The organism is Paremcibacter congregatus, from assembly GCF_006385135.1.
Taxonomy (GTDB): Bacteria; Pseudomonadota; Alphaproteobacteria; order Sphingomonadales; family Emcibacteraceae; genus Paremcibacter; species Paremcibacter congregatus.
Window position 1 is genome coordinate 3201652 of record NZ_CP041025.1, and the last position, 17062, is coordinate 3218713.

12 protein-coding genes are annotated in these 17062 nt (G+C 55.5%); 6 read left to right on the plus strand and 6 right to left on the minus strand.

Features of this window, described 5'->3' with window-relative positions:
* Positions 1–14 precede the first annotated feature (14 nt).
* Positions 15–1598 carry a quinohemoprotein amine dehydrogenase subunit alpha gene (peaA, locus tag FIV45_RS14145; protein WP_204844761.1) on the minus strand — a complete coding sequence of 528 codons (1584 nt, stop codon included), beginning with the start codon at positions 1596–1598 and terminating at the stop codon, positions 15–17.
* 93 nt (positions 1599–1691) lie between these two features.
* The gene (locus FIV45_RS14150; RefSeq protein ID WP_099475091.1) at positions 1692–4049 is read right to left on the minus strand and encodes a TonB-dependent receptor; all 2358 of its coding nucleotides are present in this window, start codon (positions 4047–4049) and stop codon (positions 1692–1694) included.
* Between the two features lie 354 nt (positions 4050–4403).
* Between FIV45_RS14150 and FIV45_RS14155 the strand changes: the two genes are divergently transcribed.
* From FIV45_RS14155 to FIV45_RS14165, 3 genes are all read left to right on the plus strand, one after another.
* Entirely contained in the window at positions 4404–5909 is a 1506-nt protein-coding gene (locus FIV45_RS14155) for an aldehyde dehydrogenase family protein (RefSeq protein ID WP_099475090.1), read from the plus strand.
* 129 nt (positions 5910–6038) lie between these two features.
* The gene (locus FIV45_RS14160; protein WP_165777100.1) at positions 6039–7190 is read left to right on the plus strand and encodes an FIST N-terminal domain-containing protein; all 1152 of its coding nucleotides are present in this window, start codon (positions 6039–6041) and stop codon (positions 7188–7190) included.
* The gene (locus FIV45_RS14165; RefSeq protein ID WP_099475088.1) at positions 7187–8581 is read left to right on the plus strand and encodes an ATP-binding response regulator; all 1395 of its coding nucleotides are present in this window, start codon (positions 7187–7189) and stop codon (positions 8579–8581) included. Before FIV45_RS14160 ends, FIV45_RS14165 begins: the two co-directional genes overlap by 4 nt.
* 10 nt (positions 8582–8591) lie before the next feature.
* On the opposite strand, the gene FIV45_RS14170 is transcribed toward FIV45_RS14165, so the two are convergent.
* The 4 genes from FIV45_RS14170 to FIV45_RS14185 all read right to left on the minus strand — a co-directional run bounded on the left by FIV45_RS14170 (position 8592) and on the right by FIV45_RS14185 (position 13927).
* Positions 8592–9257: a LuxR C-terminal-related transcriptional regulator gene (locus tag FIV45_RS14170; protein ID WP_204602372.1), complete on the minus strand. Its 666-nt coding sequence runs from the start codon at positions 9255–9257 to the stop codon at positions 8592–8594.
* A gap of 67 nt (positions 9258–9324) precedes the next feature.
* Positions 9325–10956: a long-chain-fatty-acid--CoA ligase gene (locus FIV45_RS14175; RefSeq protein WP_204602371.1), complete on the minus strand. Its 1632-nt coding sequence runs from the start codon at positions 10954–10956 to the stop codon at positions 9325–9327.
* 22 nt (positions 10957–10978) lie between these two features.
* Positions 10979–12688 (minus strand): AMP-binding protein, encoded by a 1710-nt coding sequence (locus tag FIV45_RS14180; protein WP_099475087.1) that lies wholly within the window; start codon positions 12686–12688, stop codon positions 10979–10981.
* Positions 12689–12823: 135 nt separating this feature from the next.
* Entirely contained in the window at positions 12824–13927 is a 1104-nt protein-coding gene (locus tag FIV45_RS14185; protein WP_099475086.1) for an LLM class flavin-dependent oxidoreductase, read from the minus strand.
* A gap of 274 nt (positions 13928–14201) precedes the next feature.
* Here FIV45_RS14185 and FIV45_RS14190 point away from each other — a divergent pair, with 274 nt between their 5' ends.
* The 3 genes from FIV45_RS14190 to FIV45_RS14200 all read left to right on the plus strand — a co-directional run bounded on the left by FIV45_RS14190 (position 14202) and on the right by FIV45_RS14200 (position 16964).
* Positions 14202–14765 (plus strand): winged helix DNA-binding protein, encoded by a 564-nt coding sequence (locus tag FIV45_RS14190; protein WP_099475085.1) that lies wholly within the window; start codon positions 14202–14204, stop codon positions 14763–14765.
* A gap of 82 nt (positions 14766–14847) precedes the next feature.
* Positions 14848–15384, plus strand: coding sequence for a gluconate 2-dehydrogenase subunit 3 family protein (locus tag FIV45_RS14195; protein WP_099475084.1), 537 nt, complete (start codon positions 14848–14850; stop codon positions 15382–15384).
* Positions 15381–16964, plus strand: coding sequence for a GMC family oxidoreductase (locus FIV45_RS14200; protein WP_099475083.1), 1584 nt, complete (start codon positions 15381–15383; stop codon positions 16962–16964). The genes FIV45_RS14195 and FIV45_RS14200 overlap by 4 nt, the downstream gene beginning before the upstream one ends.
* Positions 16965–17062: the final 98 nt, after the last annotated feature.

The following is a 17062-nucleotide window of genomic DNA, read 5'->3' on the forward strand; positions in this document are numbered from 1 at the left end:
CCTGTCTGTCAAATTTAACGAATAGGGGGGCTGTTCCAGCGCTGAACCGTGACGATCAGTTGCGCATCCCCCGTGATCAGCTGATCAGTATCTTTCACGGTGGCGACAATCTTCAGGTTTCCCGCATTATTGGTGGCGAACTTGCGGTCCGGGTTGGGGCCCGCTGACGCCGGCAGATACCGACCTGTATCCGACAAACGTCCGGCGAAGTTGACATCCTTCATGTGCGCCGCTTCTTCATTGAAGGGCTGCGCTTCCCAGGAGGCCGGCATCAGCCCCACCCGGATATCATCCGCAGTTCCCGGCGTCGCATCGGGCCCATTGAGATACCCGTAAGCCTCGAACTGGGCGCTAACCGGTGGCGTGCGGCCGCCCCCTAGCCGGGCGATGGTATACTCAGGAAACACCCGCACACTATCCAGCGTGTCATAGACCGTGATGTCCGCCACCGCCGCGCCCATCTGGACCTGATAACGCCCGGGGGCCAGATCTTTACCGGCGGTGATTTTCAGGCGGGCCAACGTCGCGCCCTGCACTGTCGCCGCGACATCCAGACCCGGATCAGACGTCCTGACGTCACCGGATAATGCCACACCATAAAGACTGATATCCTTCGTCTCGCCCACCCTGATGTAAGAGGAAGACAGCGCCATGACTTCGGCCACAGCGTCTTTCTCGCGGACGGCGTAAATCTCTCCGCCCCGGTCATAATGCCCCGCCTCATACCAGCGGCCGCGCATTTTCGCACCATCTTCGGACAGGGCGTAAACTTCGCGGGTTTCCGTATTGTTCAGCGTACCCGACCCGCGCCATTCATAGCCGGTGTAAATCACCACCTTGCTGTCGCCGGTCAAGGGCGCCCCCGAAGTGTCCTCCAAATCATAGACCACTTTATACATGTCGCCATCGGGTGAAACCGTCATGCTCCCCTGATATAGCCCCACCCCTGGACGATGGCCTGCTACCCGCCATTTTCCCACCGGGCTTTTATGATCGGCAACCTGCCACTGCGCCCAAGCCGCGGCCTGAAAAGGATATAGCGTCGCCAGTTCCTTATAGGTCTCTGTGGTGACTTCCTTCCACCAGAAACGATCCCGGGACCGGGCCTGATATTCAAGAGACGGGAATTGCCCCACATGAAAATGCATATGTTTCAGCCAGTCCTCTTCGGTGCGGCGCTGCAGGCCGTAACGGGCATTGGTATGGCACCGGCCACAGAGCGCATCAAGATCGTCATTCACCGCCGTATCGACAAAATGCGCCCGCTGCTCCAAAACATACCGGAAAGGCGCGGCCTCTGACGGGGCCAGACCATATTCCGTTGAGAGATATTTTATGATGGCAAAACGTTCATCACTTTCGAGTTCCAGCCCGTGCAGATGCTGCATGCGAAACAGGGTCATATCCCAGCCTTCCGGCGTCTTGCGCACCGCAGATATCCGCGCCAGTTTGCCGTCCTCCGACACTTCGTGACAAGCGGTGCAATAGTCATTGACCAGCGCCTTGCCCTCCATATCCTCGGCGAGAGCCGGAGACGATCCTGATGACAGTATCATCAGGATCATTACAGAGACGAATTGATATATTTTCCCTAGCATGCCTTCACCCATATTACTTTATATTGTGTAGAAACATCACCCCAATAAAGTGCGGCAGCCACCTCATCAATGAGAGAAAGCTGCCGCCAAATTCTAGAAGTTATACGACAGGTTCACGCCCCAGGTGCGCGGACGGCCATAATATTGCTCGGTCATGCCAAACAGACCGCCCCCGGCCAACGATCCCCCAAGATCGAACGTCTGAACCAGATACTCCTCGTCGGTAATATTCTTGACAAACAGACGTACGCTCCACGCCTCGTCTGTTCCATGAATATAGGTCACAGAAGCATTACCCACGAAATAACCATCTTCGGTCAGGGCCGGCGTACTGAGCAGACCGAAAACATGTTCGGACCGGTACTGACCATCAAGCTGGAGCGCAATGGCCCCGGAGCCTATGTCAAATTCCTGACGGATCAAGCCGTTCAGATTCCATTTAGGGGTGTTCACCGGACGCAGTTCCGCCCCTGGCAGGATCGCCGAAACCGTCCCGAGATCGGTATCTACATCCACCGTGATGCCCGGCACATTTTTGACCTTGGCGTCGATATAGCCAATCCCCGCCTGGATATCCATGCCGTCCCGTGGGTTAAGCAGTAATTCCAGTTCAAAACCCTTGTTTTTCGCGTCGGCATTCAGGGTAAAGGTATCCAGTTGAATGATGGCAAAGGCCTGATAATCATTATAATCGTAATAATAGGCGGAACCATTCACCCGGGCCTTGCCCTCAGCAAAATCCAGCTTGAAACCAACCTCAAAGGCGTCGAGTTTTTCCGGACGGTAATTCATCAGTGGTTCGGTGACATATTCTGCCGTGGGCAGCAGCGGCGCATTAAACCCGCCGGATTTCACCCCCCGGTTCCAACTGGCGTACAGCAAAGTATCTTCATTGGGGCGGTAGTTGACCTGCGCCCGGGCGGACCATTCCTTGTCATGACGTTTGCCAGCATAAGGGGTGACAAAATCAACCACTTCTTCCGCATTGGGATCAAGGCCGTCATTTGACGTTCCCGGGAAGAAATAGGCGATATCGCGATAATTATGATTTTTCTTCTCATCAATATAGCGGAACCCGGCAATCAGACTTAACTCATCACTCAGGTCAAATTCCAATTGTCCAAAGACGGACCATGTTTTGACATCTGTCTGATACGGGTTGCGCAACCCGTTAAAGCCAAACTCGGCCGGGTCGGTGAACGGTGGAATATCGCCGTTCTGCACTTCCGGGGTCACCAGATTAACAAAATCGGTCAGGAACCCCGGCGCGATAATGCCGTTCGTGTCGTTAATGTCGAGATCCATATAATAGAAACCCGTCACCCATTTCATTTTATCCGTGCTGCCGGCCAGACGCAATTCTTCCGAGAATTGTTTCGCGTCCGTGGTCAGGTAGAAATTGAAATAATCAACGGGAGAGGCGTCAGAATCTTCAATATAATTGCGGTTGACGGATTGATAGTCGGTGATGCTGGTCAGCTCCGCCCACTCCATATCCCAATTCAGGGTGCCGCTGAAACCATAGGTTTCAAGCTTGTTCCGGCCCGGCTTGTCATAATCCCCCGCATAAGGGTCGCCGTCATTGTCGAGATAATTATCCAGCGATACATTGGGCACGGTCGGGGTCAAAACACCATCCGGGTTGGCTTCGGAAACATTTTCAAAGAAGCCGGTGCGGATGTCCTGCTGGCCAAACCGGGCATTCAGGAGGATATCGACCGCATTACTCGGCGTAAACAGCACCTGAAGGCGGCCGGCGGATTCATTGGCGTTGTTCAATTTACTGCCCGGCTGCAGACGGTTGATGATATAGCCATCGCCCTGATGGGTCGAGGCAGACGCCCGAATAGCCAGCTTGTCATTCACCGGCATATTGACAGCGCCCTGAAATTTGATCCGATCAAAGCTGCCATAACTCAGACTGCCGTAGCCGCCAAATTCCTGGGTCGGTTTGGCAGTGACATAATGCACCAGCCCACCCGTGGCATTGCGGCCAAACAGGGTGCCTTGCGGCCCGCGCAAGACTTCCACCCGGTCAATATCAAACAGCATAAAGCCCGCACCGGACATCTGTGAGATATAAACTTCATCAACATAAATCGCCACCGGGCTTTCCACATTGGTGGTAAAATCGTTATTGGCCACCCCGCGAATGCCGATGGAATAGTTGGCTTCCCCGTTGGGCTGCATGGTGGTCACCCCCGGCGCCATGGCGGTGACTTCCTGGGCATTGGTGTATCCCATGGCTTCCAGCTGGCTTCTGGAAAAGGCGGAAATCGAAATCCCCACATCCTGCGCCGACTGGGATCTTTTTTGTGCGGTCACCATGACCTCTTCCATGACCATTTGCGCCGCGGCCGGTTGAATGCCGGCCAGAACAACGCTTAATGCGGCCCCGGTCAGTAATTTAGTCCGATATGATTCTAATGTAATTTTGGTGTAGTTCTTCATAGATAGTCTCCCTGCGTGATTGATGACCTATTCATCTCTCATAAGAGACAGATCACAGGCTGCGATCCGGTCGATATGAGTTTCCCATTGTTAAGAGAGTACCCCGCAAAAGAACACAGGCCTACCTAGACAAAGGGATATGACGACATCCGTCATTGATACTATAGTATGATATCCCGCCTGTGCGCATGAGGCTTTAATCAGAAAGCCCTTGCCGTAATTACGTTTTTTATAACAGATCATAAATATAACTCAAAGTGCATCCTCATGCCAAGGTCCTATATCCTGAATTGCTTTCCCGTGAAATAATTCGATCTGATCAAAATCACATCACACAAATATGGGAGCCGCCAGATGACAGCGTCAGTTCAACCAGAAAAATTAAGCGAGAAGGTCCGGGATTTCATTTCCAGCCCCCGTAAAATGCTGCTCAACGGCGCCTGGGTCAATTCCGCCAGTGGCAAGACCTTCGACAGCCTGAACCCGGCAACAGGCGCCGCCATCGTCGCAGTCGCCGAAGGGGATCAGGAAGACATCGACCGGGCCGTTCGCGCCGCCCGCGCAGCCTTCGAAGACAGCCCCTGGTCAAATATGAACCCGACAGAACGCGAACGCTGCATGCATCGTCTCGCCAACCTGATGGAGGAAAACGCCGATACCCTCGCCGAACTGGAAGCCCTGGACAACGGCAAGAATGTCGCCGTCGCCCGCGCGGTCGATATTCAGGTCGCCATTGACTATATCCGCTACATGGCGGGCTGGCCGACCAAGATCACCGGCAATACCCTGCCCCTGTCCGTGCCATACGCCCCGGGCGCCAAATTCATGGGCTATACCCTGAAAGAGCCGGTCGGTGTCGTCGGCCAGATTATTCCGTGGAATTTCCCGGCCCTGATGGTCGCCTGGAAACTGGGCCCCGCTCTCGCCAGTGGCTGCACCGTTGTCCTCAAACCGGCAGAGGAAACCCCACTGACCGCCCTGTATATCGGCGAACTGATTTGTCAGGCCGGCTTCCCGGACGGCGTGGTCAATATCATCCCGGGGTATGGACATACCGCCGGTGCGGCGCTCACCACCCATCCGGAAGTCGATAAAATCGCCTTCACCGGCTCGACCGAGGTCGGCAAGATCATTGTCAAGGCCGCCGCCGACACCATGAAAAATGTCACCATGGAATTGGGGGGAAAGTCCCCCGCTGTTATTCTGCCGGATGCCGATCTTGATATCGCCATTCCCGGCGCGGCCAGCGCCATCTTTTTCAATCAGGGGCAGGTCTGTTGCGCCGGATCACGCCTGTTTGTCCCCGACAATCTTTATGATCAGGTCACCGAAGGCCTGGCCCAGGCCGCCAGCGCCCTGCAAGTTGGATCGGGTCTTAATCCGGAAAACATGATCAATCCCGTGGTCTCCCAGACCCAGTTTGACCGGGTGATGGGCTATATCAATAGTGGGCGCGAAGAAGGCGCCGATGTCATCGCCGGGGGCGGACGGCGCGGCGATCAGGGCTATTTCATCGAACCGACTGTTCTCGGCAACACCACCCGCGACATGAAAGTCGTGCGCGAGGAAATTTTCGGCCCTGTGGTCTGTGTCCAGCGTTACAGTGATGTCAGCGAAATCCCCGCACTTGCCAACGATACGGTATATGGTCTCGGCGCCAGCATCTGGACCCGGGATGTGGGCAATATCATCAACATCGTGCCCAAGATCAAATCCGGCACCGTCTGGGTTAATTGCCATAATATCCTCGACATTGCCATGCCCTTTGGCGGCTATAAACAATCGGGTTTTGGCAAGGATATGGGCGCAGAAGCCCTTGATGCATACCTGGAAACAAAATCTGTCTGTATTATGGCGTAAGGTCATGTCCTCTCCTGGACTGTCAGGTTTTGTCCCACAAACTTCGGGCAAGGGTCTTCCTTGCCCGTTTTTTCTTTCCTCTGAAGGGTTCCTTGCTTACACTCAGACCAGATGTCAGGAGAAGTTCGTATGACCGCCATCAGAAAGGCCGTTTCCCTGTCCCCGGACGAAGAACAGGCCGTCTCAGACCTCCACCAACAGCTCTGCGCGACAGACGCGGACCCGGCGCTATGTCTGTTTTTCTGTTCTCCGAAATATGACCTGGCGAAACTGGAACAGGAAATGCGGCGGCGGTTTGGCGATATCCCGTTGATCGGCTGCACCACGGCCGGGGAAATTACGCCGCTTGGCTACCGCGAAGACAGCATCACCGGCGTCGCCTTTTCACCGGATCATTTCAAGGTCGCGGCTCAGCCGATACATAATATCAGCACCTTTAAGCTACAGGATGGTCTGGACGCCGGGGCCGAACTCGTGGCCGACCTGAAGAAAGACATCCCCCACGCCAATGGCCATAACACCTTCGCCTTCATGTTGATTGACGGATTGAGTAATGCGGAAGAAAGGGTCACCGCCGCCATCGGCAGCCAGTTGGGCGACATCCCCCTGGTCGGAGGGTCGACCGCCGACAGCTGGGCGCTGGAACAAACCAGCATCTTTCACGATGGCGCTTTCCAGCGCAATATGGCCGTTGTCATCCTGATTCATACCGAATTGCCGTTTCAGGTCCATTACACCCACCATTATGTCGCCAGTGACGCCAAGGCGGTCATCACAGAAGCCGATTCCCTGTCGCGCACGGTTTATGAAATTAACGGCGTGCCCGCGACCCAGGAATATGCCCGGCTCTGCGGTCTGGCGGAACAGGATCTTGATATTTCGGTATGCAGCAATCACCCGATTTTGATGAAAATCGGCGGAAAATATTATTCTCGCGGGGTGGTCGAAGTCAATCACGCGGAGCGCTATATTCGTTTCGCCTGCGCCATTGGCAAGGGGGTGGTCTGCACCATCGCCCGCCCGTCCGACCCTACCGTCAACACCAAAGAAATGTTCGACAAGATCCGTCAGGAAATCGGCCCGCTGGATCTGGTGCTGGGCTGTGACTGTGCGGCCCGCAAGATGATCTGTGAGGAACAGGGGCTGATGCCGGAAATATCCAAGGTATACCAGGACAATAACGTCATCGGTTTCGCCACCTTCGGCGAACAGTACAACACCATTCATATGAATAATTCCTTCTCTTGCATCGCCATTGGCAAAGCAGGGGGTGTCCCATGACTGACCACCGCCTGAGCGAGGCTGAAATCAAACGGCTGGTGATGGAAAACGCCCGACTCAATAAAACCGTGCAAGTGTTGATGGACCGGGTCGAACAGGAAATGGACCAGCAACAGGACAGCTTCACCATTTTCCAGACCGCCATCAAACTGGAAGAAACCGTCAATCTGCGCACCAATGAACTCAGTGACCTCAATACCCGTCTGATGACAGAACTGGCCGAACGGGAAATCATTGAGGAAAAGCTCCAGATTGCCAAAATGCAGGCAGAAGAAGCCAATAAGAGCAAAACCAAATTCCTCGCCACCGCCAGCCATGACCTGCGCCAGCCCCTGAATGCCGCCCGTTTGTTTGTCGGTTCTCTCGCCGCCGCCGGCCTCAGCGAAGACAATGCCCGCAATGTCATGCGCATTGGCAATTCCCTCGACGCGCTGGATGACCTGCTGAGTGTTCTGTTGAATATTTCACAGCTTGATTCCGGTGGCATCAAGCCGCGCTTTTGTCATTTCAAGCTGCAGGATCTGTTCGACCGCATTGTCCCGGATTACATGCGCACCGGTGAAGACCGCGGCCTGGACGTGCGCATGGTGCCGACATCACAAATTGTGTACAGCGACCCGCGCCTCCTGGAAACCATTCTGCGCAATTTTCTCAGCAATGCCGTACGCTATACCAAACAGGGCAGAATCCTGATCGGCTGTCGGGGACGCGGGGAAAATGTCACCATTCGCATCCTGGATACCGGCATCGGCATCAAGGCGGATCAGCTGGAAGGCATTTTCGAAGAATTCACACAGGTGCATGAAGATCGTTCCGTCGGCGGACGCGGCATCGGACTGGGCCTGTCGATTGTCCAGCGGATATCCAAACTTCTCGACGCCCACATCGAAGTCCGTTCAATCTTTGGTCAGGGCTCATTATTCGGCATTATTCTGGCCCGCGGCAACGTCGACCAGCTCAGCCAGCCTTACGCGGAACGGGTGGCGGACGTCACCCCCGCCAACAGCCTCGCCGGGCGTACCATCGCCGTGGTGGATAATGATGAGGATGTTCTGGACGCCATGCAGGCGTTGCTGGAAAAATGGGGCTGTCGGGTGATTTCGGGCCCCTCCGCCGACACCTGTCTGGCGCCCCTGATCACAGAAGACATTACCCCCGACATCATCATAGCCGATTATCACCTGAACGGTGATGATACCGGCGTCAGCGCCGTCCGTGAAATCCGCGCCGAGTTCGAAGGCCCCCTGCCCGCCATTCTGATCACCAGCGACCGGGACCCGGATCTTGCCGACCTTCTGGAGCAGGAAGGCCTGCCCCTGATTTACAAACCCGTGGCCGCCGCAGCCCTGCATGCGTTAATCCAGCATTTGCTGAACACCCCCAAAGCCTGAGGCGATATCCTTATTTTTTTTGAGAAATGTTTTTAGCGGCAATCACCGCCTGCAGACGATTGGTGACGCCGAGTTTGCGCAAAATTGCCGAAACATGGGCCTTCACCGTGATTTCACTAATATCAAGTTCATAGGCAATGATCTTGTTGGCTTTGCCTTCGGCCAGAAGTTCCAGCACCGCATGCTGTCGCGGGGTCAGCTCCGGGAGTGTCGTATCAGAAGCCTGTGGTTCCGCCGCAACCGGAGGGGCGAGAGGCGTTCCCATCAGCCCCAGCGCCTCGGTCGGGATGTAACTGCTGCCCGACATCACCAGCCGGATGGCGTTTTTCATCACTTCCGGCGGGGAGGATTTGGGTAGATAGCCCATCGCCCCGTGAGAGAAGCTTTCCCGTACAATATCGACATCATCGGTTGAAGAGACCATCACCACCGGCACCGCCGGCGCCTTGCCCCGCACGGTCGTGAGACAGGAAAATCCCTCTGCCCCCGGCAGTTTCAGATCCAGGAGGATCAGGTCGAACGCCGGGCTCCGCTCCAGCGCCTCCAGGGTTTCCCTGACCGTGCTGGTACAGACGCATTCGGACCCCGCCGGAAAGATCGCCAGCGCGACCCCTTTCAACGCTTCGTGGAAAAGCGGATGATCATCTGCGATTAAGATACGTTTTACATCTGTCACGGTGCGCCCAAGCCTGTTGCGGCCCTGTTAACATTTTCCCTATAGCTGATCTGATACTATAAGGAAATTAACCGCTTAAACAATCCTTATATTGTTCGCGAAGGGCAATCTTCTTGATTTTTCCGGTTGCTGTCAGGGGCATTTCATCTACAATAAACACCGCGTCCGGCATCCACCATTTGGCGATCTTGCCGGTGAGGAACGCCTTGATCTCGGCCTCTGTCGGCGGTTCCCCCGGCGCGGGTTTGATCACCAGGATCGGACGCTCTTCCCATTTCGGGTGAAAAATGCCCACCACCCCGGCCTGCAGCACCTTCGGGTGCCCTACCGCCAGATTTTCGATATCGATGGAACTGATCCATTCGCCGCCGGATTTAATCACGTCTTTCGACCGGTCAGTGATCTTCATATAGCCATATTGGTCAATGGTCACCACATCGCCGGTTGGAAACCAGCCGTCCTGATCCAACACCTTGCCGCCCTCGGCTTTATAATAGCCGCTCGTCACCCACGGTCCCCGCACCCAGAGATCACCATAGGCCACCCCGTCGCGGGCCACCTCATGACCGGCTTCATCCAACACCTTGATTTCAAGTCCGAATTGCACCCGGCCCTGCTTGTCCATAATTTCTTCGCGCTGTTCCGCCGGCAGGGCGTCGATCTCGGGCGTGGGCGAGGCGATCACCCCGAGCGGGCTGGTTTCGGTCATGCCCCATATCTGCAATACCGTCACGCCATACGTCTCGCGGAAGGTTTCCGTCATGGCTTTCGGCACCGCCGATCCCCCGATCATGGTGCGTTGCAGGGCCTCGACCTTCTTGCCGGTTTCCTCCAGATACTGGAACAGCATGGAAAAGACCGTCGGCACGGCGCAGGAAAAAGTGACCCCCTCTGTTTCAATCAGGTCATGGATGCTTTCCCCGTCCATTTTCGCCCCCGGCAGCACCAGTTTCGCCCCCAGCATCGCCGCCACATAAGGCAGGCCCCAGGCGTTGGCGTGATACATCGGCGCAATCGGCATGATGGTGTCATAGACCGACAGGCCGTAGGCGCTGTTCTGTGCCGCGGACAGGGCGTGGATAATCGTCGACCGGTGGCTGTACAGCACGCCTTTGGGATTGCCGGTGGTACCGCTGGTGTAACATAACGAGGAAGCCGATTTCTCATCGAAGGTCGGCCAGTCATACTGGTCATCCTCGGCGGCCAAAAGCTCTTCATAACATAAGACGCCGGGCAGGCTGCTATCCGGCATATAGGCCCGATCGGTCAGGATGATAAACTGTTCAATGCCGCCGAGTTCAGGTAGAAGCTGTTCCACCATCGGCACAAAATCGAGGTCAATAAACAGGACCCGGTCTTCCGCATGATTGATGATATAGCTGACTTGTTCGGCGAACAGGCGCGGGTTGGTGGTATGCAGAACCGCCCCCATGCCGGACACGCCATAAAACAGTTCAAAATGCCGGTAAGTGGTCCAGGCGAGCGTGCCGACCCGGTCCCCCGGCAGGATGCCGAACCGGTTGATCAACACTTTCGCCAGCTGCTTTGACCGGCTTTCGGCTTCCGCATAGGTATAGCGGTGAATAGGTCCTTCGACCGTGCGGGTGACGATTTCCTGCTGCCCGTGATAGGCGGCCGCATAGCGGATCAAAGAGGAAATCATCAAATCATTATCTTGCATAAGCCCTGGAATGGTCATGAAAGGCGTACTCCTGTATATTTTAAGCCGTTTTTATTTCTGTGAGGCCGAGTGTGGCCATCATGTGCTCGCGCATTTTAAATTTTTGAATTTTACCGGTCACGGTCATGGGAAAATCCTCGACAAAAACCACATAACGCGGAATCTTATAATGGGCGATCTGCCCCCGACAAAAGGTGCGCATTTCATCTTCCGTCGCCTGCTCGCCGTCCTTCAGGCGGACCCAGATGCAGAGTTCTTCGCCAAACCTCTCATCCGGCACGCCAAAAACCTGCGCGTCCTGGATTTTAGGATGACGGTAGAAATATTCTTCCACCTCCCGGGGATAGATATTTTCGCCACCGCGGATCACCATATCCTTGACCCGACCCACGATATTGCAATAGCCCGCCTCATCCAGGGTCGCCAGATCACCGGTGTGCATCCATCCCTCGGCATCAATAGCCTCCGCCGTGCGTTCAGGGTCGGCCCAATAGCCCTGCATCACCGAATAGCCCCGGGTGCAAAGTTCCCCCCGGACCCCGCGCGGCGTGATGTTTCCCGCCTCATCAATTACCTTGACCTCTACATGCGGATGGATGCGGCCAACGGTGGACACCCGATGTTCAATGGGGTCGTCGGTGCTGCTCTGAAAACTGACCGGGCTGGTTTCCGTCATGCCGTAGGCGATCGTCACCTCGGTCATATGCATTTCCGTGAAAACCCGCTTCATCACCTTGATCGGGCAGGACGCCCCCGCCATGATCCCGGTGCGCAGACTGCTTAAATCATAGGAATTCAGGTCCGGCAGGTCGAGTTCGGCGATGAACATGGTCGGTACCCCATGTAACGCCGTGCACTTTTCATCCATGACCGCCTTTAGCGTTTGGGCCGGATCAAACCCCTCGCCCGGTAAAACCATACAGGCCCCGTGGGTGATGCAGGTCAGGCTGCCCATCACCATGCCGAAACAATGATACAAAGGCACCGGAATACACAAACGATCCTGTTCGGTGAATTTCATCGCCTGGCCAACAAAATAGCCGTTATTGAGAATATTATGATGGGTCAGGGTCGCGCCCTTCGGCGCCCCGGTCGTGCCGCTGGTGAATTGAATGTTGATGGCGTCATGGGGGCGAAGCCCGGTCTGCACCACCTTCACCTGAGTGCGCAGATCATCATCGGCCCGCGCCATAATCGCATCAAAATTAAAAAATCCCGGCGTCTGCGCGTCCCCGAGCCTGATCACGGTTTTCAGCGCCGGTAATTTTGCCGCCTGCAAATTCCCGGGGGCCGACCGGTTCAGTTCCGGCGCCAAAGTTTGCAGCATAGTGATATAGGCGCTGTTCTTGAACTGTTCAGCCGTAATCAAGGCTTTGCAGCCCACCTTGTTCAGGGCATATTCCAGTTCCGCCTGACCGTACGCCGGATTGATATTCACCTGGATCAGCCCCGCCTTGGCGGTGGCATATTGGGTGATCAGCCATTCGGCGCAATTCGGGGCCCATATGCCGACCCGGTCCCCCGGGACGAGCCCGAGCGACAGAAGCCCGGCAGCGAAATCCGTTACCTTCCCGGCAAATTCAGAATAGGTCCAGCGCACCCCCTGATCGCAGACCACGACACAGTTGCGATCGCCGTAAACCTTCACCGCCTGATCAAAACGATCCCCGATGGTCTGGGTAATCAGGGCCGCGTCTTTATCGCCAGTGACGATGCTGAGCGGCGGCCCCTCAGATACTTCTGCAGTCATGTAAGTCTCCCTATGGGAAAACTATACGCGAAAGCCGGGGCAGTGACTATAGGACAAAGGCTTAGGGATTCTCCTCCCGTCTCCACCTTTAGTATTATATGTCTGCCCTAGTATTATATGTCTACCCTGTCAGATTTAGACCGGAACCCGGATTCCGGCTGCTTCCAGTATCGGCAGGACGGTTTCGGCGAAATAGGGCAATTCTTCTGCATAATTGACAAAGGCTAAGGTGGTGCCGGCAAAGCCCGCCTCATGCAGCTTGATCAATCCGTCCGCCACCACTTCCGGCGTCCCCACCAGTGGCACCCCGCCGTGGCCACCGGCGAAACGTTCCCGCAGGCTCTGCAGCATTTCCGGCGGGAAAGACTGGGCATGCTGGAACATCAGATTGATGATGTTATCCACCGCCGCCCAGTCGGCATTCTCCCGCGCGTAATACTGATGATATTCATCGGCTTCTTCCTGGGTCGGACGACAGACCACATAGGAAAAGGTCAGCATGTCGATTTCACGCCCCTTCGCCGCCGCCTGAACCTTCAGGTCCTTGATTTCCTGCCGCGATTTTTCCAGTTCAATCATCGAAGTAAACAGGAAGTTGGCGTTGGACGTTGCGAATTCACGCCCTTCCGGAGAACCGGCGGCGTTAAAGATCGGCACATTGTCCCGCACCGGACGGGGATCGCCGTACGTATCTTTCAGGGTGAAAAACTCACCGTCCCAGTTAAACGGCATTTCTTCCGACCACAGTTTCGATACGATATCGAACCATTCCTGACCGTAACGGTAGCGGCTCGCGTGGTCCTGAGGCAGGTCAAGACCAAAGGCCTCATATTCCGGCTTGTTCCAGCCGCACACCACATTCAGTCCGGCCCGGCCGCCCGACATCTGATCGATGGTGGCAATCTGTTTGGCCACGACGCCCGGATGATTAAAGGCCGTATGCATGGTGGCGAAAACATTGATATTCTCGGTCTTGGCCAGCAACCCCGCCGCCCAGGTCATGGTTTCCAGAACACTGCCATGAAAGTTTGTTTCACCGCCATACCCGACCCAGCGGGCGATCGGCAGCAGAAAATCCAGCCCGACCCGGTCGGCAATCTGCGCCATTTTGATGTTATTCTCCCAATTATTAACCCAACGTTCCGGGATTTTTGTCACCGCCATACCGCTCGAGCAGTTGGCGGAAAACAGGCCGAGACGGAACTGGTTACGGGTAAACAAACTATTTTGGTCTGACATGATTTAGTCTCCTTTTTGTAAAAAGATGAAGCATCCTGATTTTGGATTTGGATTTTGGCCGCAATTCACTTGCACGCTCGTTATTTTTATCTTATACATAATTTCATGATAAAAACAACAATAAGAATCCATATAAAAATAGGAGAGTTTTTCAGTATTTTTTAATTCACTGTTTTCAAACCGGTCTTACTTCCCTAAGCTGACCTTTATTGGACTGCCCCGCAGATCCCATACCTGCAAGGGCGACATTTAAGGGAAAGAAAGATCCTAAATCATGCAAGATGACAAGACAGAAAATACGGAAGCCTTTGACAGACGCTGGCATCTATCCACGACCCCCCGGGAAATCGCCATTACCGAACTGGAATATTCCCTGTTTCGGTCTTTTGAAGCCTTTACCCGTTGGCAAGTCGAGGGCATGGCCGCTGCGTCAGGTAAAAATCTTAGCGCCAGTGACGGGGCGATCCTCAATGTGATCGCCATGCGCAACCGGCCCAAAGGCATTACGGAAATCGGCAGACTGCTCAACCGCGATGACATTACCAACGTGCAATATACTATTCGTAAGTTGATGCAGGAAAAACTGATCGAAAAGACAACAACGGATAAACGGAAAAAAGGGGTTTATTACAGGACGACAGAAGAAGGCATGACCGTAATCGACCGCTATGTGATGCTGCGGAAGAAACTGCTGGTCAAGCTGACGGAGACGGTGCGCGGCATGAATGACCAGATGGAAAACGCCAGCCAGATCCTTGATCTTATGACAGGAATATATGAACAGGCCGCCCGTGTGGCCGCCACCCATCGCAACCCGGTGGATGACATGTTCGACTGACCTAGATCTGCCCGGCCTTTTCGCCGTTGTCCCTGACCTCAAAAAAATAACATGACTCAAAATATCAGGGAATCACATAACAATGAACAGGCGAGACTTTCATAAAACTTCGGGCGCGATCTTACTCAGTTACTTTATCGGCGGGACGGCCCTGTCCTTAAGCCCGGCCGCGGCTCAGGAAAGGCACCTTCCCTTTCAGATCCTTACCCCGGAAGAGGCCGATCTGCTGGCCCGCCTCGGCGACGCGATCGTGCCGGGTGCGAAGGCCGCCGGCTTCAGCCATTATATCGATCACCAGCTGTCCGCCCCTTCTGCCGACACGATGCTGATCCTCAAATATCTCGGTGTTCCCGCCCCTTATATTGACTTCTATCGTCCGGCGCTCCGCGCCTTGAAAAACAGCCTTCACGACACCAGCGCCGCGGGTCTGCAGGCTTATATCGCGCATATGACGCAGAATAATCCACCGGATTGGGATAAGGCGCCCCCCGCGCCATTCTTTTATTTTGTCCTGCGCTCCGACGCGATTGACGTCACTTACGGCACCCGGGACGGGTTCGAGAAACTCGATATTCCCTATCTCGCCCATATTGAGCCGGAAAAAAGGAGCTGGACATGACCGCACCTGTCACACACCACCCCGAATATGATGTTGTTATTGTAGGGTCCGGCGCGGCCGGCAGTCTCCTGGCGGCGCAACTGGCCGAAAGCGGTAAGAAAACCCTGATTCTGGAAGCTGGCCCCGAACGTCAGCTCGCCGATCTGGTCAGTTCAGGGCTGGACGGACGTAAACTGAAATGGGGCGGCGCCCCTGTCGAGGAAAGCGGCACCAAACCCGTCGGTAATAATTTCAACAGCGGCTACGGCGCCGGCGGCAGCGCCCTGCATCATTATGCGGTCTGGCCGCGCTTGCATGCCGAAGATTTCACCATGAAAAGCCGCCATGATCGCGGCCTTGACTGGCCGATTTCCTATGACGACCTTATGCCCTGGTATGACAGAATACAGGACGGGTTCGGCATTTCCGGCGACGCCAGCGCCGAAGTCTGGCGGCCAAAAGGCAAACCATACCCCATGGACCCGGTTCCCACCCTGTCTCACGGCGAGATCATCGCGCGCGGGTTCGAAAAGCTTGGCCGGAAAACCGCGCCCCTGCCCCTGGCGATCAATACCGAGGAGTATAAAGGTCGCGACGCCTGCATCTGGGACGGCTGGTGTGATGCCGGTTGCCCGATCGGCGCGCTGGCCAACCCTCTGGTCACCAGTCTGAAAGATGCGTTGAGCCTCGGCGCGGAAATCCGCTATCACGCCACCGTCAGCAAAGTCCTGACCAACGCCACGGGCGACAAGACTACTGGCGTGATTTATATAGATCAGAACGGTCAGCAGATTCACCAGCCGGCAAAACTGGTGATCCTCGCAGCATTCGCCATACAAACGCCGCGCCTGATGTTGTTGTCGGCGAACGACAAGCATCCCAACGGGATCGCCAACCGCAATGGTTTGGTCGGCAACTATCTGATGAGCCATACCGCCGGGCTGATTTATGGCCTGTTTGACGAGGACACCCAGTGCTACTTCGGCGCCACTGGCGGGCAACTGCTCAATCAGGATCATTACGATCACAAGGACAAACGAGATCAGGGCTTCGGCAGTTATCAGTGGATGATCGCCCAGGCGACCAAGCCAAATGACCTGCTGGGCTTTGCCGGCAGCAATCCGGCCCTGTTCGGTGACGCCCTCACCCGCTTCATGAAAGAAGCCACCTTGGGTTTTGCCACCATGACCGCCTGCGTGGAAGATCTTCCGGTTCGGGAAAATCAGGTGCGCCTGTCTAAGGCCACGGATGCCTTCGGCCTGCCTCTGGCCCAGGCCCATCACGACGCCCACCCGGACTCTCACGCCCTGTGGCAGGACAGCCTGAAAGACGGCAAAGCAGTCTTCGCGGCCGCCGGCGCCCGTGACATCTGGACCGGGCCACCCGGCGCCATGCATATCATGGGCGGTACAATCATGGGCAAGGATGCGGCAAGCTCTGTCACCGACAGCTTTGGCAAGACCCATGAGATTGACAATCTGTTTATCGCCGGACCGGGATTGTTTCCCACTAGCGGCGGAGTCAACCCGACCTATACCGTGCATGCCCTGGCCCTGCGCACCGCCGACCATATCCGCAAAGGCTGGGCCGGATTGATTTAGTCCTCCCATTTCCCCTCACGCGCATGAAAAAAGGCTCCGGAAGATATCTTCCGGAGCCTTTTAGGTTTCCTGATCAGGGAGAGGACGCAACCTGATCA

What these genes read in the sequence shown, in the direction of transcription:
- peaA (WP_204844761.1), bottom strand. Translation starts at nt 1,598, where the DNA reads ATGCTAGGGAAAATATATCAATTCGTCTCTGTAATGATCCTGATGATA.
- FIV45_RS14150 (WP_099475091.1), bottom strand. Translation starts at nt 4,049, where the DNA reads ATGAAGAACTACACCAAAATTACATTAGAATCATATCGGACTAAATTA.
- FIV45_RS14155 (WP_099475090.1), top strand. Translation starts at nt 4,404, where the DNA reads ATGACAGCGTCAGTTCAACCAGAAAAATTAAGCGAGAAGGTCCGGGAT.
- FIV45_RS14160 (WP_165777100.1), top strand. Translation starts at nt 6,039, where the DNA reads ATGACCGCCATCAGAAAGGCCGTTTCCCTGTCCCCGGACGAAGAACAG.
- FIV45_RS14165 (WP_099475088.1), top strand. Translation starts at nt 7,187, where the DNA reads ATGACTGACCACCGCCTGAGCGAGGCTGAAATCAAACGGCTGGTGATG.
- FIV45_RS14175 (WP_204602371.1), bottom strand. Translation starts at nt 10,956, where the DNA reads ATGACCATTCCAGGGCTTATGCAAGATAATGATTTGATGATTTCCTCT.
- FIV45_RS14180 (WP_099475087.1), bottom strand. Translation starts at nt 12,688, where the DNA reads ATGACTGCAGAAGTATCTGAGGGGCCGCCGCTCAGCATCGTCACTGGC.
- FIV45_RS14185 (WP_099475086.1), bottom strand. Translation starts at nt 13,927, where the DNA reads ATGTCAGACCAAAATAGTTTGTTTACCCGTAACCAGTTCCGTCTCGGC.
- FIV45_RS14190 (WP_099475085.1), top strand. Translation starts at nt 14,202, where the DNA reads ATGCAAGATGACAAGACAGAAAATACGGAAGCCTTTGACAGACGCTGG.
- FIV45_RS14195 (WP_099475084.1), top strand. Translation starts at nt 14,848, where the DNA reads ATGAACAGGCGAGACTTTCATAAAACTTCGGGCGCGATCTTACTCAGT.
- FIV45_RS14200 (WP_099475083.1), top strand. Translation starts at nt 15,381, where the DNA reads ATGACCGCACCTGTCACACACCACCCCGAATATGATGTTGTTATTGTA.